We start from the raw sequence: 22,400 nt of genomic DNA, 5'->3' as shown, positions 1-22,400 counted from the left end.
CCTGCAGGCGGGTCGAAGCTTCGTTCATGTCCGCATCGACGAAGGCGCTCACACCGGCCGTCAGCGAGTCCGACAGGACGCCGATGAAGGATTCCTGGGTCTCCAGGAGAGCCTTGTTGGCGCCGAGGGTCGCCGAACCGGTCGTGACGGCCTCGATCGCCGTATCGACCGTCACCAGATAGGCCGCCATCGTCGTTGCATCCGCCGCCACCGACATGTCCAGACCCGAGATGTCGATGCCAACTACGGAAGCATTGGCGCCAGCCTTGTCGAGGATACCGCCGCTGCCGACACCAGTGATAGCACCGGCAGTCGTCTGGAACAGCTGCGTCTTCGACACGTCGATCCCAAGCGTGTTCACCTTCTTCGCGTTGCCGTCATAAGACGTCACGAGGTTCACGTTAGCAGGAGCGGCTCCGTCGACAGCAAGCCAGTTCTGGCCGTTGAAGGACGCCGAACTTGCAGCGCTCTTGAGACCTTCGATATTCGCCTTGAACTCGGTCTGGATCGCCGCCATATCAGCGCCCGGCTGACTGGCTGCAACAAGCCCTTCCTTCATCTTGTTGAGATAAACCAGGGTCTTGTCGAGAGCCGAGCTGAAGGTGTCGATCATTGCCTTGGACTGGCTGATCGAGTCCTTTACAGCGCTCAGCGCGCCATTATCGGACTTCATCTGGGTCGCGATGGACCAGTACGATGCGTTGTGAGAAGCCTCACCGACGCGCAGACCGGTCGAGATCTGACCCTGCGTCTTGCTCAGAGCATTCTGCGTCGTCTTCAGCGACTGCAGAGCAGTCATGGCTGAGAGGTTTGTATTGATCGAAGACATGTGTGTTACCCGTTTTTAAAGTTTGGAATTTAGGGGAATGTCGGAATCTAACCGACCCAGCAGAAGAGCATCATGCCACGAACTTTAGTTCGCTCTGCTGTTCACATGACATCCGGGCCGACCGGGACTTTGGTAAAGCATCATGCTGGACCCAGGACGGGTCACCAAAGTGCAAACTTCACCAGCAGCCCTATCAAAAAATTCTTCGATAAAGTTGCTTGCGCATCTTTTTATTAGATCTTGCTGAAAAATCGGTCAAGCCCGCTTTTTAGGATTTTAGTTAATGCAATGTAAGTTGCTCAGTTATCCGACAGAACGGCTCATGCTAACTGCTGAGCAAACCAAACGTTTGTCCAGTAGGCGCCAAGTTTGCCGACTTCCAATATATCCCGCGATTACTCGGATCTAAAGAGAACACTTCGGTAATCCCGAACACCGCCTCCGAGGCTTCTACAATGAGGCGCCGTCCAGGCTCATAACATTCGCGATCCAGTTAAGCACGTCCCGCTTAGATTTTGCATCGAAATAGATCAAGACATTGCTACAAAACACGATGTCAGAATGCCCGAGGCATCCAGAATTATGGATAAGATTGATATTCTGGAAATCCACCATTGAGCGTATTTACCGGGACATTTGCCAATGATGACCGTGCTACTCGAAGTATTTCACTAGAACAGCAACTGACAGACCTCGCTAAACCTCAAACTGATTACAAAGACCTTCTTTCACTTTCCTAATCACGTCGATCAATATATCCGTTCCGACCAACTCTATTTTCCAACCGCCGATTTACGCCGAGCGTTATCGAGAATCATCGCGAGGGAGTAAGCTTCTTGCCCTGTTGATACGACCGCGCACCAGATCCTAAGCTTTTTGTTGCCAAGCGTTCCTTCAAAATTTCGGCAACAGGACAATCTCAAAAATAGCGAACGGAGATTTATCGCGGAAGAAGAAAATTTCGTTGATTATCATTGTATCGACAACCGCTTTTGTCAGATCTTTGCGAATTCTTCTTTTTATCTCCCAGCAAAGCCGGGAAAGATTTTCCAGGTAAAAGCTATCGCAAACTGACTTAAGTCGACTTTCGGCCAAATAATGCTTGTCGCATGATAGGGTCAATCCGGACTCACTCTTCAAAAAACACGAAGGATATCGAATTCCAGATCGGTCATTTTGCCGCCCAGAATGGGAACCGTTTTTTAAATGACCATAAAATGAATCTTGCAGCGTTGCTCAGCACAGGCGCCGATAAAACAAAAAATAGACTTGACCCAAAAAATAAAGCCCGTCAACGACAGGCTTTACGGCACGCGCAGCATATTACTACAGACTAAGACCGGATATCGGCCCTATCAACGAAATTGAAATTCTCGATCATGATTTCTTTCACGATCTCTGAATTCAGACGCTTATTTACATTAAATTTTACAGACGCAATCATGCCCGTGACGTCATAGCGCGACAATTTCCGGAAATCGAGCGTGTTGTCCGAATAGATATAGCGAAAGGCCTCATCCTGAAGAAAAGCCTCCACAGGTACCGGCATTTCTCTCAGAGTCTGAGCATCCGCTGTGAACACCATATTGGCTACAACATACCCCTGGACGGAACCCTCAGCTATAATCGGAATGTTCATAACCGGCAGTTTTTTATACTGCAGTCCTACGAGATAATCTTTCTTCTCTGGAACACTCTTTGCAGCCGAATAGGTCACCGCCCCATAGCACGACGCGAGCGTGATCCCGCAGATCCAAAAACCTGTGACGATGTTCTTGATCATACGCCAGCGCCGACGTGAGAAAGCCGAGCCGCATAAGTGCCGTCGGAGTTAGCAGTCACGATAGCGCCCGAGATAATATCGGCAACTTCCTGGGCGGCTCGCATATAGCGTCCAAGGATTTCATGATTGGCCTCGAGCTTTTCCCTGAGAGCGGCGAACCTCTGCGAAAGAAATGGGTCGATCGACTCGAGCCTCATGGTCTGAGCCAGCCGTGTAAACTCCAGAAGGCTCTGACTCTTACGACGATTGAACTCTTTCAAGCCCGATAGATCACGAGCCAAAAGCGCAGTCGTCTCTAGGTCGATCGCCTCTTCGATCCGATCCAGGCATTTTGCAAGCATCGTTTGTCCCCTTAATTTCGCCCAAAAAGCACGTCGTTCGATTCAATTACACGTTCTTTTGAAAGCTTTTAGAAAAATTTGGTGTCGCAGATTGCGGCAAGATAGGTCCGCCATTACTCGCACTATGCGACGCTAGGATTTTCGTAGCGATGCCAACGCCCCCGGCCTTCGCAATCTGCGCACCCAGCTGCTCTGCCATCATCGACTTCCAAATCGCGCCGGCATTACCCTTTCCGAATGTGTTCTCCGCATCCTTCGGCAACATCGACTCGATGAAGGACTGAAGCACGAAAGCCTCAAACTCCTGGTAGGCAGCCTTCTCCTTCTCCTCGGAGTTCAAGCTGGCGCTGTTGCGTAGATTATTTCTAAGGGCATAGATATCGACGCCGCCGGTCAGCAACGGCGAACCCGCCGCCTTGAAAGCCTCGTCAAAGCTCGCGCCATCCACCGGGCTAGCGCCGGTCGTGAGTTTTTGAGCCGCCGCTTGATAGCGCATCGGATCCGCAGCCCGCGCAACATCGCTCACAATATCCGAGGGAAGGCTAATCGCCATTTCCAGCCTCTATGAATCAACTGAGGAATAGGCTTTAAACTATGTAGCTGTCCGGAAGCTTGCGCCTGTCATTTGGAAATCAATGCGTCGACGATCTCCTCGATGGTCTTCTTTTCGAGCTCGCGCCGATTCGCCTCTTTCAGGGTCGAGGCCATTTTCTCAGTTCGCTTGACCTGCATGGCACGCTCGAATGTTATTTCTTTCTGAATGACGCGAGCAGCCTCCACTTCGCTGGACTGGCCAGCAAGACGCTGGAGTCTCTTTGCCGTGGCATCCACAAACAAACCGTAGAGATTTTCGTCATTGTTAAGCGTGTTGATCAAAATGACCTGGGTCTGTTCGAGCTCCGCCTTTCGCGAATGAAGGTCAGCCAATTTCCATTCCGATAATTTATGCAGCTGCCGCTGGACATTTAATAACCTATCGATCTTTTTTAAACGCTGTTTCATTCAGGTCACCCCTGACTGAGCCAAGTCGCGAAAGCGTCCATGAAAAGATTCATGTAATCGGCGATGAGAAAATACATGAGAAGGAGCCCGCCCATCATGATGAACGGCGTCGCAAGGAAATATACCGGAATCGCCGGCGTCAGTTTGTTCGTCAGGCCTACGGCCAAGTTCACCACAACCGAATAAATAATGAATGGGGCGCTGATCCGTAGCGCCAGGATAAAAGCCGCAGTAGTTTGATCGACAATCTGCATCAATGAAATCCGAGCACCAAATCCCTCTCCAATCGGGAGCCTCGAATAAGATGCAACCAAGCCGCGAAATAGTTCCCAGTGCATATCCGTCAGGAAGATCATCGCCGTAGCGACCATCATGATCATCGTCCCGATCGCTGGAAGCGGCTCAGAATCATCAAAAGGCGTCCCTGATATGCTCCCAAAGCCAATCGCCATCGCAATTCCAGTCACCAGCGTTTGCAAGGCGAGGAAATAGATACGACCCAGAAGTCCGATGGTCAGACCGGTTAGGCTTTCCGAGATAATCAACCACAGAAGAGCAAAAGGCGGCTGACTACCCAAGCTAGTCGCTAACTTCTCGATCACCAGGGGCGAGATCGCCAATGTTGTTGTGAGCGCCACAAACAGGCGGACCTTCATTGGGATCCGACTGCTCGAAAAGCCGGCCACGATCATCAAACATCCGCCGATCCGACAGAAGATCAAAAAGATGGCAATAATCGTGTCTGGCGACAGCGCGATCACGAAACGGTCCCGAGTGATTTCACGTCGATACCGCGGGCTATCTCCAGATGCGACAGAACTGGAAGTGTTGAGAACATCCGTTCGATGATCATTCGGACATACGGCCGAGCATCTGGCGCCGTTACGATCGCAAAGGTCGGAACCTGGCCCATGCGCAACTTAATTGCCTCCGAGGCCTCGACGCCGAACTGCTCAACCAGTCGCGGATCGATATCGAACTCGATCACGTCACCCTTCGCGTCCCGCTTCAGACTCTGGTGGAAGGCAATGTCCCATTTGTTACCCAGGCGAAGGATGTTGAGGGATCCGCCCTCAGCGAGATCGCCACAGATCTGCTGCGCAATACGGGTCCTGACATGCTCCACCAATTGCTCCGCCCGACGGGCGTGGGGAGCAATTTCGGCGATCGCCTCCAAAATCAGATGAAGGTTGCGAATCGATACTCGCTCGGCGAGCAAAAGCTTCAGGACGGCCTGAAGGCCGGAATAAGAAATCTGCGATGGGCAGATATCATCCAGCAGACGCTTATATTCGCCGTCGAGCCGATCGAGCAGATTGCGCATATCCTTATAGGACAGGAGCTGAGGCAGATTATTTCGGATCACCTCGCTGAGATGGGTCAGGAGAACCGAACTGCTATCGACAGCAGTAAAGCCCTGCCGCCTGATTTCATTCGCGTAAGCCTCCGTGACCCAAAGCGCCTTCATTCCGAAGGCCGGCTCCCTGATCTCGTCGCCTGGGATGTCCGGAACCGGACCATCACCAATTACCACCATCAATTCCCCAGGACGGACGTCATGGGTTGCGACAATGGTACCATGGATCTTGATCTGATAGCTCTTCGCCGGAATCATGATGCTGTCCGTCAGCTTTATGTCCGGGACAACAAAGCCATACTCCTGGGCAAATTTCTTTCGCATCTTGCTGACGCGATGTCCTAAGTCCGACTGAGAATGGTTCAGGACCGAGGCAATATGCTTCCCAAGGCAGAGCTCGATTTCAGGCGTCTTTAGCGACTCCTTCACCGACTCCTTAGACTCCAGCAGAACCTGCTTCTCAGTTTCAACTTTCAGGGCCTCCGCTCGGGCTACCTCCTCACCAAGGCGCTTTGGTATAATATAGGCCACAAACGCCATCAGGAGGCCAAGGACCATAAAAGGGATAAAGGGAAGTCCGGGAACTAGCGCAAAGACGAACATCAGCGCAGAAGCAACCCAGAGTGCTCTGGGATAAGCGCTCAGCTGACCAAGCACGGCTTGCTGGGCTTGGCCTCGGGTTCCGCCCTTGGAAACGAGGAGGCCGGCCGCCAGCGACACGACCAGCGCCGGGATCTGGCTGACGAGACCATCGCCCACCGAAAGCTGGGTAAAAACGTCTGCAGCCTTTGACAGAGGCATACCATGCCTCGTGACCCCGATGATAATGCCTCCGAAGATATTGACCGCGATCGTGATCAAACTGGCAACTGCCTCACCGCGGACGAACTTTGACGCACCATCCATCGAGCCGAAGAACGAGCTCTCCTCCTCGAGCTCCCGGCGTCGCTTCTGGGCCTCCTTGTCATCGATCAGGCCCGCATTCAGATCAGCATCAATCGCCATCTGCTTGCCCGGAATGGCATCAAGAGTGAACCGAGCTCCAACTTCCGCAATACGCGTGGCGCCCTTGGTGATGACAAGGAAGTTGACGGTCACGAGGATGATGAACACCACGATGCCGATGACAAAGTCACCGCTCATCACGAATTGCGAGAAACCCGCAATAACGTGACCGGCAGCATCAATACCTTTATGCCCGTCAGCCAAAATCAGTCGGGTCGACGCAATGCTAAGCGCTAATCGTAGCAATGTTGCAATGAGCAGGACTGTCGGGAAGGCAGAAAACTCAAGAGGCTTCTGAATCCAGAGCGCCACCATCAGGATCAAAACAGATAGCGCGATCGACAATGCAAGACCCATGTCGATCAGAATTGCCGGAATTGGAAGAAAAAGAATTGCCAAAATGGCGACAATTCCGCCGGCAAAAGCCATATCCCTAATGCGATCCGGCTTAACAGCCTCGTTGGCGACCATGCTACAAGAGCCCAATTTCTAAAATGTGCGCAGTCAAGACATTCACCATCAAGCTTGCGCGAGCATGGTCTCCAATCGATTTCTTACAAATTTTTGGACAATTTCGCCGCAAATCAGAAGCGCGGCTACAAAGCCGCCGGCTAAAAGCCTGTCGCTATGCGGCTGTAGACAGTCTCAGTAAATGCAAAAATCTGCGAGCCGACAAACGACCCGGTTAAAAGCGTCACTAGAAGAATCGCAATAATCTTCGGAATGAATGTGAGCGTGACCTCCTGGATCTGCGTTAATGCCTGGATTAAGGCGATAACAATGCCAACCACCATGGCAGCAGCGACGGCCGGGCCGGCGCCAATAATCACAGTCCAAATAGCCGCTCGCACAATTTCGAGGGCATCAACTTCATTCATATCAGCTTATCACAATACCCGAGCCCAACAGGACATCTTTGCCGTTGGTCAGCGTAGCCATGATGCCGTCGTCGTAAATCTTAACCGACTTGACCTCTCCCGAGACGGTTCCATCGGCCGACGTAATCGTGCGGCCGATCACTGAATTGGCCTGACCGAGCGCAGAGGCACTCAATAGCGCGTCAAGTTTACTATTGGTCTTGGTTTGTTGCTCAACCTGCGAGAAAGTCGCCAATTGTGCCATATACTCCGTCGATTCCATAGGAGCCGTCGGATCCTGGTTCTTCATCTGCGTCAGCAGCAACTGAAGAAAATTATCATAGCCAAGCGTCGGCGCAGGAGCCTTGCTGTTTGTTGAGCGCTGCGTCGGAAGCCCTGTGTTAACCGAAGACACATCCATAGCGAAGAACCTCTCGTTAAACAGCGTGGTGAACGCTTTGGGTGGCGGGTGTCGCCTTATGATCGTCAGCCTCGAAGAGGCTGCGGATCATCTTCAAGGCGTCGAATATCCGGTTATTATTCACGAGCCCAAGGATGGCATCGAGCGCTTCTTTGACTTCGTCGTCTGTGTAGATAGAGAGCAGAGACGCATGCAATTCGCGAAACACCATGATCGTCTGCTGCTTCGTCGACGGACTGATAAGCAGAGCCTGTACCACGAAGTACAACTGCCGCATGGGCGTCGTGGCGTCATTCACCTGTAGGACGTGAGATTCCAGGAGAAACGTCGCATCGTTCAGAAGGCTCAGCGTCACCTTCTGATCCACCGACAGTACGGCGCCATTGATGAAGATACGCTCGCCGGCCTTCAGTGAAAATCGCATATGAGGTTTCATTTCAAGCCATCCCGAATCATCGAATTGACTTCGATCACGCCCGCAACGTTCGATGATTCGCCGCGCACGATAAGAGTCGTTTCTTTGATCACCCAAATGCCAATTGAAATGATCTCTCCCTTCAAGTTATCCGGGAGACCATTACCCGGGCTTCCCAGGTCCTGGATGAGGAACGTCCAGACCCGTTGAACGAAGGCGACAGCATTAATTAGATCAGGCGAGCCGACTTCCGCCTTCTCCGCCGCCTTGAGCATAGCAATAGCGCGATCAAACAGATCGTACTCGCGCCGACGACATTCGTTCGATGAATCCTCGACAGCTTGCGCATAGGAAAAGCGGTACATGAAAGGCTTCCAAATATTAGAGATAATGAAGTAGGCTGAGCTGCCTCAATTGTGCCGTTAGGGCAAAAGACGCCTGGATCTGGGTCGACAGCTGATCGATCCGAATCTTTGCCTCAGCCGGATCCACCCCCTCAAGCTTGCCGAGCTTCTCGTCGAAAATGCTTTTCTGGATATCCATCCGATTGTTAGCATTTTCGAGTTTTTCCTGGGCCATACCGATCTTGGCCTCAAGGTCAGCAACACCGGTACCCGCGCCAGAGAGGGTCGTGATCACTTTCGAAATCACAGCCTCACGGGTCGTCTCCTGAAGTCCGGCAAGACCAAGATCGAAGGTCATGGCATAAGCCATGGCGATGTCCTGCAGAGCCTTCTCGTTTGCATTCACCGAGGTTTCAATTTTATCCGACGGCGAAATGAGGCTCTGAATGTTGGTATTCGACGCGACCGACCAATTCGCCGACCAAATCGTCCCGTTAAACAGATTCTTGAATGCTCCATTCAAGAATGTGTCCATTTGAGCAGCGGTAATGCCCGCCGCAGCCGGATCGTCCTGATAAAAACCAAACTCCGTGAAGAAGGCGTCCCTCACAGCAGTCTTTGCTGGGGACATAGTCGCTCCAGAGTAGTCGGTAACTGGCTTTTCTTTGGAGTTGATCCCGCCAAAGATATATTGGCCGCTCGTTTCCTTGTTGAGATCCGCAACAAAGCTGCCGAGATTAGACTCCGCCTGATACATGATCACAGCGACGTTACGCTCGGCAATCGGCGTCGAGATCAGGGAGTTCATGAACGTGCTGGCAGATTCACGGATCCGCTTAAGAGACGCGCTCGTTGAATCCAGTCTCACCTTCACGGTCGCGTTGCTGTCGATGAGCGTGTCGAGTTCTGCGCGCTCCTCCCGGATGGAGATAGTTTCTCCCGTCCGATACCCGAGACGCAGTCCAACATCCGTGTCTCGACCTGTTACGAGCTCCTTGTTCGCCTTAATAAGGTCACTCTGCATCTTATCCAGGTTCGAGCGCGGAGAATTCCAAAGCGAGGCGGTCGAGATAAAGGTTGTCTTCATGTTTACACCGCGTTCAAGAGTGTCTTCATCATCTGATCGATGACGGAAATCAGCTTCGCAGAAGCCGAGTAGGATTGCTCGAGCTGGAGCATCTTCGCCGTCTCGTCATCCATGTTGACATCAGTCGCGTTGGAAAGCGACTCGGATGCCTGGGCAAGGAGCGTATTCTGGTAAGCAACGTCGCTCGACGCCTTCTGGCGGGTTCCCTGTAGCCAGCTTGCCGAGGCCGTCGAGAAGTTCAACAGTGTAGAGGACGCCCCAAAGCCGAACGATGAGTCGAACGGCCGGTCGGCGTCCACTGAAGTCAGCAAGCCATAGAGCCGATCTGCAAAAGCCTTGTCCGACCCTGCGGCTGCTGGATTGTAACGGTACGCCGCGCCGTTGATACCGCCGTCGCGAATGAGATCATAGCTCCCGCCAAGGGCCGGATCGACCTTATCGTTAATCCTAAGGAGTCCCGCAAGCCCGACCGGAGCTGGAATGGTAGGAATCCCGCTGCCGCCGGTATAAGTGAATACGCCCGCAAGATCCGGAAGCCCTCCCCCACTTTGATCCTTCTCTGCGAAAGCCTCAATGAGACCCCGCGCCAGATCATCCAACTGGCTCTGGTAACCGACTGCGACGTCATCCCTCAGAGTGGTGAGACCGACAAGATTTCCGGCATTCAACGGCATCGGAGCGCCAGAACCCGTAACCTGGATGCCATCGATAAAAACAGCATTTCCCGATATTCCGGGTCCATAGACCGTCGTCGGCGTGAACGTTACGGGACGAGCAGAGCGTTCGAACAATGGAATTCCACTGTCCGTATAGAGAGCAACATCACCGCCTTCACGCTGCACAATTGTGATACCAATTTCCTCGGAAATTTGTGAGATCAGACTGTCACGATTATCGAGGCTATCGGTCACGTCCGCGCCAATCGCAACGCCTCTCATAACCTCCTGGTTAGCTTTTTCGAACTTCGTCAACAGGTCGTTGATGCGCGAAACAGAGTTCGAAACTGCCACGTCCGCGGACTGACGGATTGCCTGAACTTGCACCGTTGCCTGATTCAGCGTCGTCACTAAGTTTGACGCTGACGTCAAGAACGCCTTCGCCATAATCACATTGTCGGGCGACTTCGCATACTGCTGTAAGGCTGCCTTCAACGCACCGATACGAGCAGCCGGCGATTCACCAAGTTCCGTATCACCGATCGTCGCGTTGAGTTTCTCAAGTCCGTCCAGAAGAGCCTTCTGGGTTGCGGCATCAGAGGTCGAACTCAGCATCTTCGAATAGAGTGCGATATCACTCGCCCGTGAGACTGCAACCCGGGCTGCTCCACCTTGCGTGACAAGAGACGCAATCTTCTTGGAGTAGTTCGGATCCGATGCGCCAGCAATATTACGCGCCACCACAGACATCTGCGATTGCGTCGCTTGAAGCGAAGAACGGGCGGTATTGAGGGCGAGCGATAAAGCCATTCTACTAAGTCCCTGGACAGATATGAGCGATTAACGCTTCAAGCTCATTAGGACATCGAGGAGCTCAGAACCAGTCTGAAAGACCTTCGAGTTCGCCGTGTAGCTTGTTTGTGCTTCGATCATATTCGTTAACTCAGTTCCAATGTCGACATTGGAACCTTCGAGAGCACCCGAGGTGATCGTCCCGAAACCTGCGGATTCCGCAAATCCGATCTGATAGGTTCCGGAAGTGATACTAGCTTCATAGACATTGCCGGCTTTCGGAGTGAGATTGTCCGGGCTTGCCACAGTGGCCAATGGAACCTTGAAAGCGGCCACTCTGGTTCCGTCTTCATAGACAGCAAAGACCGTACCGTCCGTACCGAATTCGGCGCCCTTAACGGCCGTAGGAGCATTGCCGTTTGCCGAGCCGATCACGTTGTATTCCCCGGCAAGCTGGGTCATTCCCGCCATATCGAGCGTGAATGCTGAGCCATTGGGGATGTTGAGGCCGAGCGTGCTCGGCCCCGTCAACTGCCCCTTACCGTCAAATGTGAGGGCCTGAGGAGGAACCATCGGCGTTGCCGGGAAATCGCCTGGAATATTGCCATTATAAACGGCAACTTCCCAGGTATTGGGGCCCGTCTTCGTCATATAAATGTCGAGCTTCACGGGATTGCCGACATTGTCGTACGTTTGCAGCGATGACTTTTTGCTGAAGGTACCTGCAGGGTCTGGCGGTGGTGTTGCGATTATTGCATCGCCGTAAGGAAGGTTGCCGGAAAACTTGCCAGTCGTCGAGCCGGTTGCCTGCATGCTCATCGACGCAATATTCACGGGCACCATACCGGCGGTGCTATTGAGGGACGGGGTCGCGGCACCGTTGGCGAGACTATAGCCCATCAGCGTGAAGCCGGCCGCGTTGACCAGATTGCCGCTAGGCCCGTCGACCACAAAATTTCCGGCGCGCGTCAGATACGGAGACCCTTTCGGATCCGTGACAACAAAAAAGCCGTTGCCGGAAATAGCTAGGTCCGACCCAGAGGTCGTATATGAAATCGCACCAGGATCGTCGATGGCATATCGAACGGTACTAGTCACAGCGCCAGAATTATACGCGCCCTTGCTCGACGGCAGGATCAGCGACGAAAATTCGGTCGAGGCACGCTTGTAGCCCGTCGTATTTGCATTCTGGATGTTTTCAGCAACCGTGCCCAGTTTGTTAGACTGGGCGTTCATGCCTGAAACGCCGCTGCGAAGAACGCCGTAAAGACTCATGAGAAAACTCCTAATTCTCTTGATCGCACATAACACCATGAGGCTTGTGCGAGGCTGTATTTTCAAGGAATGGCAAAAAAATTTTGCCCCGGTCCGTTCCAAGTTGCCGAATTTAAATCTCGGTAACTCATTTTATTGCTTCAACGACTGCGCCAGATCCAAAAAGGCATCTTTGCTTGGCAAGCTCGACGGATCCTGCCGAAGGGCCTCATAGATTTTGGGGACAATGATGACCGCTTGGTCCAATTCCCCGTCATTACCCTGCTGGTAACCACCCATTAGACGCAAATCGCGGGTATCTTCGAAGCGTGCGATAAGACCCTTTATCCGCCGCACAAGTTCCTTCTGCTCAGGGGTCCAGACGTGCTCGGCGAGGCGGGAGATCGAACCCAAGACGTTAATGGCCGGATAGCGCCCCTGATCGGCAATCGAACGGTCAAGGACGATATGACCATCCAAGGTTCCTCTAATATTATCGGCAACCGGATCATTATGATCGTCGCCATCGACCAGGACCGAGAATATTCCGGTAATAGCGCCCTTCCCGTCTACGCCAGGCCCGGCTCGCTCCAGGAGCCGCGGAAGATCGCTAAATACACTTGGTGTGTAGCCGCGGGCGACGGCAGGCTCCCCTGTGGCCAGTGCGACGTCGCGCGCAGCATGGGCATAGCGCGTAACCGAATCGACAATAAGGAGCACCGAGTCGCCCAGGTCACGGAAATACTCCGCGATAGACATGGCCGTTTTCGGGGCCTGCCGGCGCATCATCGGGCTCTCGTCACCCGTAGAGACAACCATAACCGATTTATAAAGATTGTCTTGAATCGGCCCTTCAAGAAATTCCCGCACCTCACGGCCGCGCTCGCCAACGAGCGCAACAACTATGGTGTCGAAACCCTCAGATTTGGCCAACATTGTCAGAAGCGTTGATTTACCAACGCCGGATCCTGCGAAAATACCGATCCGCTGCCCCTCGCAGAGAGGCGTAAATAGGTCGATGGCACGGACTCCAGTTCGTAAGGGCGTCTTTACGCGTGCCCGTGTCATCGCAGAAGGTGGCGTTGCCTCGCGGGACAGAGCCTTCTGACCGTGAACCAGAGGGCCACGATTGTCGATCGGCTCCCCAAGGGCATTAATAACCCGCCCCCTCCAGCTCACATCCGGGCCAAGTTTCATGTCGCCGACAAAATGGGCCAAGGCCCCAACCCCAGCCTCGATTTGCCCATCGAACGGCTTAACTGTCACGCCGTTGTCATCGATCCTCACAACTTCGCCGAGCTGCGTCCGACCATGTCCGTGGAAGCCGATGCTATCGCCAAGCTTCACGAATTTAGAAAGCCCAGCCACACGGTAATAGCTCGGCGTCACCTCTTTGATCACCCCGCTCACGCGGATCGATTTAAACGAGGCGCCCTGGGTAAGCGCAAACTCTTCAAGGCGCTGTAGGGCGTTCATATCAAGTGGCTGGCCCAAGGGTCCGAATGGCGCTCATCAGAGTCCCTTCCGTCTCCTGAATTGTAGTCGAGGCGCTATCGAATGTTCGCTGCAGGGCGATCATCTTTGTCATCTCCATGATCGGATTGACGTTAGAGCCCTCGCTATATCCTTGCTGAACAGCAATCGACGTAAAGTCCTGCACGGCTTCGCCTGGGACACTCGAGAAGACGCCGGAATTCCCGAAACGCTGCAACTTACTATCATTGCTTAGCCTAAAAAGGCCAAGACTTCCTACCTGATTGTTGCTTTGCATGATGGAGCCATCGCGGCCCACGGTTGGCGGACCCGCGTTGGGATCCAGGGCAATTGGAGCGCCGCCAGAATCCAAAACAGCATAGCCGGCGATCGTCTGGAGGTCGCCGTTCTCGGACATCTTCATACGTCCGTCACGCGTATAGGCAGTGCCACTCGGAGTCACAAAGGAAAACCATGCGTCTCCCTGGATCGCCACATCGAGCGGGTTATCCGTCTTTATGATCGGGCCAGTTCGCCGCGAAATAAAGTTTTCGCCGGACGACGCGAAGGCGACATCGGACTTGCCAACAGTCGAAAGGACTTCCTCGAACTTAATTTCATCCGCGCGAAATCCGCCAGTATTCATGTTGGCAATGTTATTTGCTATCGTGTTCAGGCGCTTCTCCATCGCCACCTGGGCAGACAGAGATACGTAAAGCGCAGACTGCATTTATTGACTCCGATTCCTCACGATAGCGCCTCCCCTCGTGCTTCTGAGAGCTTGGGATTCGCACGATTTGCTGCCGCAGCGATGGCTTTACGGAATATCTATAAAGGTGGAGCCTTGCACGAGGCTTGCTCATTTGGCGGAATAAACTGCCCCTAACCGATTTCTTCAAAACCTTTCCAGCTACGCGCAAGCCTCATGGTTTATGGCGCCTCTAGAGTTTGATATTTTCACGAGGGTTGAACCTTTGGGCGCGTTATTTGGATTGATCATCGCTATCGGGTCGCTGGTTGGCGGATTCATGGCTATGGGCGGCAAGCTTGGGGTCATCTGGCAGCCCTGGGAGTATGTCATTATTCTCGGCATTGCGATTGGCACCTTTATCATCGCGAACCCGCTGGGCCTGGTCAAAGACACCGGAAGGGCAAGCATCGAAGCCATTACCGGCCGCGTTCCAAAGCGCAGCGACTACCTTGCAATCTTGGGGCTCCTCTATGCCCTCTTGCGAGAACTGCGCAGCAAGCCCCGCAATGAGGTCGAAGGCCACATCGACACGCCCAACCAGTCCGAGATCTTCACGGCGTTTCCGTCCGTCCTCAAAGACAAAGAGCTGACACTCTTCATTTGCGACTATGTCCGCCTCATCATTATCGGAAATGCCCGCCCCCATGAGATCGAATCCCTCATGGAGCATGAGATCACCACTCATAAAAAAGACAGCCTGAAACCTTATTTCGCGATCAACACGGTTGCCGAGGCACTCCCCGCCCTCGGTATCGTTGCAGCGGTCCTCGGCATCGTGAAGGCCATGGGGGCGATCGATCAGTCTCCTGAAATCCTGGGCGCGCTGATCGGAGCCGCCCTCGTGGGAACCTTTGCGGGTATCTTTATCTCGTATGCTCTCCTGTCGCCTCTTTCCCTCAAAATCAAATCGACGCGCGAGAAGCAGACTCGAGTCTATATTATCGTGAAGCAGGCTCTTATTGCTTATATGAACGGCGCTCTCCCTCAGATTGCGATTGAGCATGGCCGCAAGGGCATATCCTCAGAATACCGCCCAACCATCGACGAGGTCGAAACCGCGACAACGTCTGGTAGTCGCGTCGATGATGTCAAAGAAGCAGCTTAAAGATTAGGGAGCTCCTGGAAGCGCCATGCAAAACGGATCTCACAGCGCTAACGACATTCGCGACAAGCTATTAGACGCAGCCGGCCTTGCGCTCGACCGGCTGCCGATGCTTCACGTCATTTTTGACCGCATGTCGACCACTTGTGCCGAATATCTTCGTCACAAGGCGGCATCGCCAATGTATTATTCCCTCAGCGGGATCGAGAGCGGCCGCATCACCGAAATTCTCGAAATGTACGAGGCGAATGCCATCGCAGCGATTTTCCATGCCCCCGATTGGGATAGTCATATTCTTATTGGGTTCGATCGCGACTACGTCTACACCATGGTCGAAGTCCTCTACGGATCGGACGGATCTGAACCTCCCATTGAGGAAGGCCGGAGCTTCTCGAGCATTGAAATCAAGATGGCCCAGTCACTCTTTGAGCAGGTGGCAAAAGCCCTCCAGGCTTCCTTTTCGATCATTACGGACACTCGCTTCAAACTAGAACGTTTGGAAACGCGAATGGACTTCGCCGTCATCGGGCGCCGAAACAACTCGGCCGTCGCGGCCAAGTTCCTTGTCCAAGCGCTCAACCGTGGCGGCGAAATGTTCGTCATCATTCCGCAATCCGCCCTCAACCCCTTGCGGAAGGCTCTTTCCAGCGCAACCACAACCGAATCGACAGGTCGTGATCCTCGCTGGGCCAATCAGATCAAGAAAGAGATCAAAAAGACGTCGATCACACTGACCGCCATCCTTGAGGAGCGGTCCTTGACTCTCGGCGAACTCGCGGACCTCAAGATCGGCCAAGTCATAGAACTGCAGGCAACACCGCGATCCCGCGTCAAACTCGAAGGCAATCAGCAAGGTTTGTTCTGGTGCAATATCGGACAGTCCGACGGATCCTACGTCCTGAAGGTTGACGATTTCATCGATCAGAAGGAAGAATATCTCGATGATATCTTATCTCGTTAACACAATCCTATTTCTGGCCCTCGTCACCACAAGCGTTATCGTCGTAGTGATGTATCGGAAACTTAAAACCTTCGGGGTCTATCAAGACGAATACCAAGTAGTGCTAGAAAGAACAGGCACGGCACTCCAGGCCGCACAGGACGCCGTCAGAACCTTCAATGCCGAAAGCACTGCGACCCTCAAAGAGCTAGGCACCAAAATCGAAGAGGCTAAGCTACTCCTCGCAGCCATCGACGAGCGCGAAAGCACTATTCGCGGCAATCTCCAAAGCCAGGCAAAAGCCTGAGAGGCTAAAGGAATTCGGATATGAACCAGCCTGCAAAAGACGATGATTTCGAGACCATCCAAGATAAGGCCGGCATTGGGCCGGATAAGCTTGGCGGCGGACGCAACCTCGATTCGATTCTTCGCATTCCTGTTCAAATCCAAGTCGTTCTAGGGAGTGCAACCATGCCAGTTGCCAACCTTATGAACCTTGGGCGCGGGGCGATAATTCCTCTCGACCACCGCGTGGGCGAACCGGTCGACATCGTCGTCAACGGCCGGGTTATCGCACGCGGGGAAGTGGTCATCGTCGAAGACGACAACTCGCGCTTTGGTGTCTCCCTTACCGAGATCGTTGGACCTCCCAGCAACGAAATTAACAGCTAAGCCGGATCAGCCCATGTCCATCGGCATATCGTCCCGCACGCCGGGCCCGAAGGTTTTAAAAGGCCCCGAGCGAGTAGCAGCGCTTCTTCTTGCGATGGGGAAGCCGGCGGCCAGCAAGGTTCTCAAACATTTCAATTCTGACGAAATCCGTCTCGTCACAAAATCGGCCGCTTTGCTCGGCCAGGTCACCACGAACCAAATCGAGGCACTGGTCGACGAGTTCGCTTCTAATTTTTCCAATGGAACCGATCTCGTCGGCAACGCGAGCGAGATTGAAAAGCTGTTGAGCGGAATCCTTCCGCCAGACCAAGTTTCTGACATCATGAATGAGGTGATCGGCAACGCCAATCGAAACATCTGGGATCGCATCTCGAGTGTTTCGGAGAACGTTATCGCAGCCTATCTGATGAAGGAGCATCCCCAGACCGCTGCCCTTATTTTATCGAAGGTAAGGCCGTCCTGTGCTGCCAAGGTGATGGCGCAGATGCCGCAGAAGTTGCGCAACAGCCTGATGCGGCGGATGCTCAGCATGAAGCCCGTCGTCGATGAGACCATGAAGAATATCGAAGCGACATTGCATGAAGATTTCATGACGAACTTTTCGAAGAACGCTGGTGCCGATTCTCACGCAAAAATGGCTGATATCATCAATAAGATGGAGCGCGATCATATGGAGGACGTGCTCACCGATCTGGCTGCCGTTCGTCCGAAATCGGCCGAAATCCTCAAAAGCCTGCTCTTTACATTCGACGACATTATCAAGCTTGCTCCGCGTGATCGCACGATGCTGTTCGATCAGATCCAAACTGATCGCGTTGTCTTGGCGCTAAAGGGGACTGGCGAAGAGTTCCGCAAGATCGTCCTCAGCGCCCTCTCCTCGCGCGTCCGTCGCATGGTCGAACACGAACTGGGTGGGAAAGATCCCGTTCCGCACCGCGACGTGATCGAAGCCCGCCGCGCCATTACCGACGCGGCCCTGGAAATGGCGGCTCGAGGAGAAATCGTGATCAACTCAGAGAACGAAGACGAAGCTTCCGTCTACTGATCTGTTGAGAGCGATTTATGTCTGACGATGTCGACAAGGAGAGCAAAACAGAAGCGGCTTCCGATAAGAAGATCCGCGACGCTCTTGAGAAGGGGAATATCCCCTTCTCAAGAGAAGCTCCAATGTTCGCTTCCTTCCTCGGGTTCTTGCTGGTTCTGGCATTCGCGACCCGCGGCAACGTCAAATCCCTAACCGAGAAACTGTCACTGTTCATAGACAGACCACAGGACTTCCGAATCGAATCCGGTGCCGACGCTGTGGCTCTCATTCAGGCAGTGGCGGTCGAAGTTGGTCTCTTCCTGGTACCGATTATCGCGCTATTGGCAGGATGCAGCCTCGCTGCGTCGATCCTTCAGAATGTACCGAGTATCGTCGGGGAACGCATTCGCCCCAAGTGGAACAAAATATCCCCAAAGGCCGGTTTTACGCGCTTGTTCGGTCGGCAGGGACAGGTTGAGTTTCTCAAGTCACTGTTCAAGTTCGGAACCGTAGCATTCGTTGTTCTTCTGCTACTCAAGTCAGAACAATATAAGGTCATCAACTCAATGTTCAGCGATCCGACTCTCATTCCGGAAATTATGCTGAGCATTTCCGTACGCTTAGTGTCAGCTATATCGATCGCCACCATTGTGCTCGTCGCCGCCGATCTGATCTGGGCCCGATACAAGTGGAACCGGGATCTCATGATGACCCGCCAGGAGGTCAAGGACGAGTACAAGCAGATCGAGGGCGATCCTATGGTCAAGGCGCGCATGCGCTCAATCACCCAGGACCGATCCCGCAAGCGCATGCTTGCGGCCGTTCCAAAGGCGACTTTCGTCATCGCCAATCCTACTCACTTCGCCATCGCACTGCGATACGAGCGCAGTGAATCGAGCGCACCCATCGTCGTTGCAAAGGGTCAGGATCTCATCGCACTAAAGATCCGTGAAATAGCCGAAAAAAATGGCATTCCCGTTATCGAAGACAAGCCTCTGGCAAGGTCCATGTACGATAGTGTGCAGGTGGATCAGATGATACCGCCTGATTTTTACAAAGCCGTAGCTCAAATCTTGTTCTATATCTTGACAAGGTCCAAGAAATGAATCGTGTTTCGATGTATCCCGCCGACGCAGGCTCTTCGAACGTTCTCGACGTTCGGGCCTACGAAGAGGTTCTTGCCTGCAATATTAAGGATGTTGTCGGCGACCTCTGCCTGGCAGATGCAGACATCATCATGGCCTATGTGACCAAGAAGTTGCACGGTAACATGAACGAGATCGTAGCCTCGTCAACCGAGCTGTTCTTCAAAGACAAGACTCTCACCTATACCCACTCTGCCGATGTCGATACGCAATGGGGCCCCACTCCAGGCGTCATTCTCAATATGGCCTTTGCTTACGGCCCGGTAAATGTGCTTTTCAAGCTCGTACTGGGCGATAAATACGCGGGCGTCCAAATTGAGGAGATGACCTTGACCGATTGCTCGGTCAAAGGACTCTTCGATGCCATTGAGTTCGGTCGGGTCCTCAAATCCGCACGGCTAAAGCCGCTGCCTCCGCACCTGCTGCCGGGCTACTACAGCCCCAAGAATGCCACTCATAATTGATCCTATCGAGTCGGCGGTGGTCGTGAAAAAACATTTCTCTATTCCGTTTATCGTTGCCTCCACCGGGTTCCTTACGGCCTGCAATACCGTCGACCACTATTATTACTCGACTGGACCGTGGGGGCCGGCAACGGTCAATCATACCTATCCTCGTTACACTGCTCCTTGGGGGCCACCACCAGGCGTCCCGGTCGAAGCGCTCATCGAGGAACCGCCACTCTATATTGATGGGAGTGATATCGATCCTGTCGTACGACCTGCCCCCACCCCAATTGGTCGCATCAAGATCGTCCTTCCTCCGGATCCAATCCCTGCTAGTCCAATGCCTTATGGGTCTTCTTACAGCGATCCTCCCAGCCAGCCTGTCACCCCTTACCAGGGCCTTGATGGATCTGCAGCGCCGGCGGAGCGTAGTCCGTCACAGCCAACGACGGTTGGTCCCCCCTCAAGCACCGACTTTGCCAGCGCGCCAACTAAACCCTCGTCTTATGCAGGAACTTGGAAAGCCGTCGACGAGAAGGGATCATTCTGCCGAATTCTGCTTTCGACAGCTTCGACTCTCGATCTTTACAAGGCTTCCGCCTCTGGATGCAGCAATCCTGATTTGAAGAGCGTCAACTCCTGGAATTTCTCCGGCGCCAGCGTAACATTGTATTCTCGAGGGAAAATCATTGCTCAGATGTCGGGCAAAGAAGCCCATCTCACCGGTACGCTCACCGACCGTTCGAGAATAACGATGACGCGCTAGGGTGAGGAGCAACGGGAAGCTGGCATGGACGACTTCCCTTTACTAGGCGCTGCAGAACAATTTGGCCTGTGGCGTCCATTGCCCGAAGCCCGTGACCACCATATTCGCGATCACCTGGCAAACATACCGCTTCTGCGCAGGATCATTATTTGGCCCAGCGTGATAGCGCGCTACGGCCATCGTCCAAGATTCATGCCGCCCCTTAAGTTCTTTCAGAAAGCGCGCAGCATATTCAACATTGGCGCGCGGGTTGAGCATGCTATCAAGGGAGGTAAAATTCCCGCTGTGAAAATGGTGATTGATCTGCATACAGCCAAGATCGATTAGCTTGGCGCCAGAACGTCGTGCTTCCTCGAAGCGCTGTTTCGCCTCGATAGCGCTCTTCGCAAAATACGCTTTGCCTTCGATATTCATGGCGTAGGGCTGCAAACTTCCCTTGCGCCCGGTCTCAGTGAGACCCACCGCATAAAGCATTCCCAAAGGGACCCCATACTTTGTGGAGGCGCGCTTCATTTCTACCTCACAGGTCCGGCTCGCCGCATCTGACTGGGCCTGGACTTGATCCGGAAGACTAAAGATAGACGCCGCCAACGCTCCGGTTACCAGAGTCAGCCTCACTCGTCTCGCTGTCGCGATTGCCCTTACGTTCATTCTCATAGTCCTGCCCATGTCCATGGGATCGGTCTCCATGACTGCCGGCCCCTTGCTGGAATGCCTCCTGCTGTGATGGCCCTAAGGTTTGCTGACGCTGCGTCTGCATGCTGCTCTGTTGCGTGGCATCAACCGGGCCCGCGTGGATGTTGATGATTTCGGGCCGATAACCCGATCCGCGAAGAAGCGACGAAAGCTTTTCCGAATCATGTTTCAACATTTGTGCCGTCTCTTCGCTCGACACCTGAACTTCCATCTCCAGAGTGTCTCCTGAAAGCTTCATTTTGATCGTCACAAGACCAAGGTCAGCAGGATGCAATTGAATATTGAGCATCCTCACGACGCCATCGGACGCACGAGCGGTCGATAACAAAATTGCTCCATCAGCAGCACCTGGGGATGAAGACGCCGGAGTCGAGGTGAGAGGCTTAACCTCATCAATAATCGATCCCGCAATCTTTTGTAGCATCGCATGCGGCAGCGAGCCTGGTGCCTCAGATTTGGAAGCGGCCACATTACGTGGCACATCGGCCTCAGCCGCAGCGCGGCTTACGAGAAGAGGCTTCTTAGCCGGGCCCTTGGAAGTGAGCTCGAACATCTCACCGCTGCTACCTAAGTCGGCTGCGCGCTCTATCGGCTCTGTCTCTTCACGGCCAGGCATAACGAGCTTCGTGCTAAAACCTTCCATGATCGGCTTAAAGTGCGTCTCCTGAAGTCGGACCGTCAATTTTAGGGTCGACCCAGAGGTTGAGCTCAAAAGGCCACCCTGATCAGACATATCACTCGGCAATTGGATGCCGGGCCTGAGCGTATTCACGGCGGAGCGTTCTAAACCATCGGTACCCTGATTTAGAACACGAGGGAGAAGACCCTCCAGAACGGTACAGACCGCGCTCGGAGGTGCCGCTCCACCCTGCCCTGGGCTTGTCTGATCTCCGGCTTTATCTAACAAAAGGGAGGTCAGTAAGTCGTCTACCGAATCATCGGCATCAGATCCCTGCAACAGAGACGGATGATCGTCAGTCCGCCGAGATCTCATACCCTCGAGAGCCCCGTCAGCTTTGTTGATGCCAGAATCAAGCCTTAGCAATGGTACTGCGCCCTGCCTCTCATTCGGCTTCTGGCCGGCTTGGGTTAATCCATCAAGAAGCGAACCGAAGGCGCCGGAACCATTTGGCTTTCCAGCAGTTCCAACGTCTTCGACCGTAGAAGCCACGACAGACTGCCCATCAGGTCGCCGCGCCAGGTGCTGAGGTAGGTTATCAAGCTTGTTCATGACCTCTAAAA

General features: G+C 53.5%; 28 protein-coding genes. 8 read left to right on the top strand and 20 right to left on the bottom strand.

Going from position 1 to position 22,400, the window contains the following annotated elements:
* From AB4Y97_RS15905 to flgF, 18 genes are all read right to left on the bottom strand, one after another.
* Positions 1-829: flagellin N-terminal helical domain-containing protein (locus AB4Y97_RS15905; RefSeq protein ID WP_442000013.1), on the bottom strand; the 829-nt coding region annotated here is incomplete at its 3' end.
* Positions 830-1,279: 450 nt separating this feature from the next.
* The gene (locus AB4Y97_RS15900; RefSeq protein ID WP_442000012.1) at positions 1,280-1,444 is read right to left on the bottom strand and encodes a CheR family methyltransferase; all 165 of its coding nucleotides are present in this window, start codon (positions 1,442-1,444) and stop codon (positions 1,280-1,282) included.
* Positions 1,445-1,602: 158 nt separating this feature from the next.
* On the bottom strand, positions 1,603-1,746 hold the full coding sequence (locus AB4Y97_RS15895; protein WP_442000018.1) for a CheR family methyltransferase: 144 nt from the start codon (positions 1,744-1,746) through the stop codon (positions 1,603-1,605).
* Positions 1,747-2,162: 416 nt separating this feature from the next.
* Entirely contained in the window at positions 2,163-2,612 is a 450-nt protein-coding gene (locus AB4Y97_RS15890; RefSeq protein WP_442000011.1) for a hypothetical protein, read from the bottom strand.
* The gene (locus tag AB4Y97_RS15885; RefSeq protein ID WP_442000010.1) at positions 2,609-2,953 is read right to left on the bottom strand and encodes a flagellar protein FlgN; all 345 of its coding nucleotides are present in this window, start codon (positions 2,951-2,953) and stop codon (positions 2,609-2,611) included. The genes AB4Y97_RS15890 and AB4Y97_RS15885 overlap by 4 nt, the downstream gene beginning before the upstream one ends.
* Positions 2,954-2,999: 46 nt before the next feature.
* On the bottom strand, positions 3,000-3,506 hold the full coding sequence (locus AB4Y97_RS15880) for a rod-binding protein (protein WP_442000009.1): 507 nt from the start codon (positions 3,504-3,506) through the stop codon (positions 3,000-3,002).
* 68 nt (positions 3,507-3,574) lie between these two features.
* Positions 3,575-3,955, bottom strand: coding sequence for a hypothetical protein (locus AB4Y97_RS15875; RefSeq protein WP_442000008.1), 381 nt, complete (start codon positions 3,953-3,955; stop codon positions 3,575-3,577).
* Positions 3,956-3,960: 5 nt separating this feature from the next.
* Positions 3,961-4,716, bottom strand: coding sequence for a flagellar biosynthesis protein FliR (gene fliR / locus AB4Y97_RS15870; RefSeq protein ID WP_442000007.1), 756 nt, complete (start codon positions 4,714-4,716; stop codon positions 3,961-3,963).
* Positions 4,713-6,788, bottom strand: coding sequence for a flagellar biosynthesis protein FlhA (gene flhA / locus AB4Y97_RS15865; protein WP_442000006.1), 2,076 nt, complete (start codon positions 6,786-6,788; stop codon positions 4,713-4,715). The genes fliR and flhA overlap by 4 nt, the downstream gene beginning before the upstream one ends.
* Before the next feature lie 140 nt (positions 6,789-6,928).
* Positions 6,929-7,195 (bottom strand): flagellar biosynthesis protein FliQ, encoded by a 267-nt coding sequence (gene fliQ / locus AB4Y97_RS15860; protein WP_442000005.1) that lies wholly within the window; start codon positions 7,193-7,195, stop codon positions 6,929-6,931.
* A gap of 1 nt (position 7,196) precedes the next feature.
* Positions 7,197-7,595 carry a flagellar hook assembly protein FlgD gene (flgD, locus tag AB4Y97_RS15855; protein WP_442000004.1) on the bottom strand — a complete coding sequence of 133 codons (399 nt, stop codon included), beginning with the start codon at positions 7,593-7,595 and terminating at the stop codon, positions 7,197-7,199.
* A gap of 16 nt (positions 7,596-7,611) precedes the next feature.
* Entirely contained in the window at positions 7,612-8,031 is a 420-nt protein-coding gene (gene flbT / locus AB4Y97_RS15850) for a flagellar biosynthesis repressor FlbT (RefSeq protein WP_442000003.1), read from the bottom strand.
* Complete coding sequence (gene flaF, locus AB4Y97_RS15845; protein ID WP_442000002.1) at positions 8,028-8,375, bottom strand: flagellar biosynthesis regulator FlaF; 348 nt, start codon at positions 8,373-8,375, stop codon at positions 8,028-8,030. The genes flbT and flaF overlap by 4 nt, the downstream gene beginning before the upstream one ends.
* A 16-nt stretch (positions 8,376-8,391) precedes the next feature.
* On the bottom strand, positions 8,392-9,441 hold the full coding sequence (locus AB4Y97_RS15840) for a flagellar hook-associated family protein (protein WP_442000001.1): 1,050 nt from the start codon (positions 9,439-9,441) through the stop codon (positions 8,392-8,394).
* Between the two features lie 2 nt (positions 9,442-9,443).
* A complete protein-coding gene (gene flgK / locus AB4Y97_RS15835; protein ID WP_442000000.1) occupies positions 9,444-10,907 on the bottom strand; it encodes a flagellar hook-associated protein FlgK in 1,464 nt (487 codons plus the stop codon).
* 30 nt (positions 10,908-10,937) lie between these two features.
* Positions 10,938-12,164 carry a flagellar hook protein FlgE gene (locus AB4Y97_RS15830; protein ID WP_441999999.1) on the bottom strand — a complete coding sequence of 409 codons (1,227 nt, stop codon included), beginning with the start codon at positions 12,162-12,164 and terminating at the stop codon, positions 10,938-10,940.
* 132 nt (positions 12,165-12,296) lie between these two features.
* Entirely contained in the window at positions 12,297-13,619 is a 1,323-nt protein-coding gene (gene fliI / locus AB4Y97_RS15825; protein ID WP_441999998.1) for a flagellar protein export ATPase FliI, read from the bottom strand.
* 1 nt (position 13,620) lies between these two features.
* A complete protein-coding gene (flgF, locus tag AB4Y97_RS15820) occupies positions 13,621-14,346 on the bottom strand; it encodes a flagellar basal-body rod protein FlgF (protein ID WP_441999997.1) in 726 nt (241 codons plus the stop codon).
* A gap of 244 nt (positions 14,347-14,590) precedes the next feature.
* On the opposite strand from flgF, the gene motA reads away from it, so the two are divergent.
* The 8 genes from motA to AB4Y97_RS15780 are packed head-to-tail and all read left to right on the top strand — an operon-like array spanning position 14,591 to position 20,462.
* A complete protein-coding gene (motA, locus tag AB4Y97_RS15815; protein WP_441999996.1) occupies positions 14,591-15,472 on the top strand; it encodes a flagellar motor stator protein MotA in 882 nt (293 codons plus the stop codon).
* Positions 15,473-15,497: 25 nt separating this feature from the next.
* Positions 15,498-16,430: a flagellar motor switch protein FliM gene (locus AB4Y97_RS15810; RefSeq protein ID WP_441999995.1), complete on the top strand. Its 933-nt coding sequence runs from the start codon at positions 15,498-15,500 to the stop codon at positions 16,428-16,430.
* Positions 16,411-16,716, top strand: coding sequence for a hypothetical protein (locus tag AB4Y97_RS15805; protein ID WP_441999994.1), 306 nt, complete (start codon positions 16,411-16,413; stop codon positions 16,714-16,716). Before AB4Y97_RS15810 ends, AB4Y97_RS15805 begins: the two co-directional genes overlap by 20 nt.
* A gap of 20 nt (positions 16,717-16,736) precedes the next feature.
* Positions 16,737-17,081, top strand: coding sequence for a flagellar motor switch protein FliN (gene fliN, locus AB4Y97_RS15800; RefSeq protein WP_441999993.1), 345 nt, complete (start codon positions 16,737-16,739; stop codon positions 17,079-17,081).
* A 13-nt stretch (positions 17,082-17,094) separates the two neighbouring features.
* Entirely contained in the window at positions 17,095-18,126 is a 1,032-nt protein-coding gene (locus AB4Y97_RS15795) for a flagellar motor switch protein FliG (protein WP_441999992.1), read from the top strand.
* A gap of 17 nt (positions 18,127-18,143) precedes the next feature.
* A complete protein-coding gene (flhB, locus tag AB4Y97_RS15790) occupies positions 18,144-19,211 on the top strand; it encodes a flagellar biosynthesis protein FlhB (RefSeq protein ID WP_441999991.1) in 1,068 nt (355 codons plus the stop codon).
* On the top strand, positions 19,208-19,714 hold the full coding sequence (locus AB4Y97_RS15785; protein ID WP_441999990.1) for a hypothetical protein: 507 nt from the start codon (positions 19,208-19,210) through the stop codon (positions 19,712-19,714). The genes flhB and AB4Y97_RS15785 overlap by 4 nt, the downstream gene beginning before the upstream one ends.
* Before the next feature lie 16 nt (positions 19,715-19,730).
* Positions 19,731-20,462 carry an AprI/Inh family metalloprotease inhibitor gene (locus AB4Y97_RS15780; RefSeq protein ID WP_441999989.1) on the top strand — a complete coding sequence of 244 codons (732 nt, stop codon included), beginning with the start codon at positions 19,731-19,733 and terminating at the stop codon, positions 20,460-20,462.
* Positions 20,463-20,504: 42 nt separating this feature from the next.
* Here the strand turns inward: AB4Y97_RS15780 and AB4Y97_RS15775 are convergent, their stop codons facing one another.
* Both AB4Y97_RS15775 and fliK read right to left on the bottom strand, forming a co-directional pair.
* A complete protein-coding gene (locus AB4Y97_RS15775; protein WP_441999988.1) occupies positions 20,505-20,975 on the bottom strand; it encodes a transglycosylase SLT domain-containing protein in 471 nt (156 codons plus the stop codon).
* A 58-nt stretch (positions 20,976-21,033) separates the two neighbouring features.
* A complete protein-coding gene (gene fliK / locus AB4Y97_RS15770; RefSeq protein ID WP_441999987.1) occupies positions 21,034-22,389 on the bottom strand; it encodes a flagellar hook-length control protein FliK in 1,356 nt (451 codons plus the stop codon).
* Between the last annotated feature and the right edge of the window lie 11 nt (positions 22,390-22,400).

It is taken from the genome of Microvirga sp. 2TAF3 (assembly GCF_052114965.1).
Classification (GTDB): domain Bacteria; phylum Pseudomonadota; class Alphaproteobacteria; order Rhizobiales; family Beijerinckiaceae; genus Microvirga.
The sequence above is the reverse complement of the archived record's forward strand: the minus strand, read 5'-3'. Positions and strand labels throughout refer to the sequence as shown.

Coding starts and splice junctions, on each gene's coding strand:
- AB4Y97_RS15900 (WP_442000012.1), bottom strand. CDS start 1,444: ATGGTGGATTTCCAGAATATCAATCTTATCCATAATTCTGGATGCCTC.
- AB4Y97_RS15890 (WP_442000011.1), bottom strand. CDS start 2,612: ATGATCAAGAACATCGTCACAGGTTTTTGGATCTGCGGGATCACGCTC.
- AB4Y97_RS15885 (WP_442000010.1), bottom strand. CDS start 2,953: ATGCTTGCAAAATGCCTGGATCGGATCGAAGAGGCGATCGACCTAGAG.
- AB4Y97_RS15880 (WP_442000009.1), bottom strand. CDS start 3,506: ATGGCGATTAGCCTTCCCTCGGATATTGTGAGCGATGTTGCGCGGGCT.
- AB4Y97_RS15875 (WP_442000008.1), bottom strand. CDS start 3,955: ATGAAACAGCGTTTAAAAAAGATCGATAGGTTATTAAATGTCCAGCGG.
- flhA (WP_442000006.1), bottom strand. CDS start 6,788: ATGGTCGCCAACGAGGCTGTTAAGCCGGATCGCATTAGGGATATGGCT.
- fliQ (WP_442000005.1), bottom strand. CDS start 7,195: ATGAATGAAGTTGATGCCCTCGAAATTGTGCGAGCGGCTATTTGGACT.
- flgD (WP_442000004.1), bottom strand. CDS start 7,595: ATGGATGTGTCTTCGGTTAACACAGGGCTTCCGACGCAGCGCTCAACA.
- flbT (WP_442000003.1), bottom strand. CDS start 8,031: ATGAAACCTCATATGCGATTTTCACTGAAGGCCGGCGAGCGTATCTTC.
- flaF (WP_442000002.1), bottom strand. CDS start 8,375: ATGTACCGCTTTTCCTATGCGCAAGCTGTCGAGGATTCATCGAACGAA.
- AB4Y97_RS15840 (WP_442000001.1), bottom strand. CDS start 9,441: ATGAAGACAACCTTTATCTCGACCGCCTCGCTTTGGAATTCTCCGCGC.
- flgK (WP_442000000.1), bottom strand. CDS start 10,907: ATGGCTTTATCGCTCGCCCTCAATACCGCCCGTTCTTCGCTTCAAGCG.
- AB4Y97_RS15830 (WP_441999999.1), bottom strand. CDS start 12,164: ATGAGTCTTTACGGCGTTCTTCGCAGCGGCGTTTCAGGCATGAACGCC.
- fliI (WP_441999998.1), bottom strand. CDS start 13,619: ATGAACGCCCTACAGCGCCTTGAAGAGTTTGCGCTTACCCAGGGCGCC.
- flgF (WP_441999997.1), bottom strand. CDS start 14,346: ATGCAGTCTGCGCTTTACGTATCTCTGTCTGCCCAGGTGGCGATGGAG.
- AB4Y97_RS15810 (WP_441999995.1), top strand. CDS start 15,498: ATGCAAAACGGATCTCACAGCGCTAACGACATTCGCGACAAGCTATTA.
- AB4Y97_RS15805 (WP_441999994.1), top strand. CDS start 16,411: ATGATATCTTATCTCGTTAACACAATCCTATTTCTGGCCCTCGTCACC.
- fliN (WP_441999993.1), top strand. CDS start 16,737: ATGAACCAGCCTGCAAAAGACGATGATTTCGAGACCATCCAAGATAAG.
- AB4Y97_RS15795 (WP_441999992.1), top strand. CDS start 17,095: ATGTCCATCGGCATATCGTCCCGCACGCCGGGCCCGAAGGTTTTAAAA.
- flhB (WP_441999991.1), top strand. CDS start 18,144: ATGTCTGACGATGTCGACAAGGAGAGCAAAACAGAAGCGGCTTCCGAT.
- AB4Y97_RS15785 (WP_441999990.1), top strand. CDS start 19,208: ATGAATCGTGTTTCGATGTATCCCGCCGACGCAGGCTCTTCGAACGTT.
- AB4Y97_RS15775 (WP_441999988.1), bottom strand. CDS start 20,975: ATGAAGCGCGCCTCCACAAAGTATGGGGTCCCTTTGGGAATGCTTTAT.
- fliK (WP_441999987.1), bottom strand. CDS start 22,389: ATGAACAAGCTTGATAACCTACCTCAGCACCTGGCGCGGCGACCTGAT.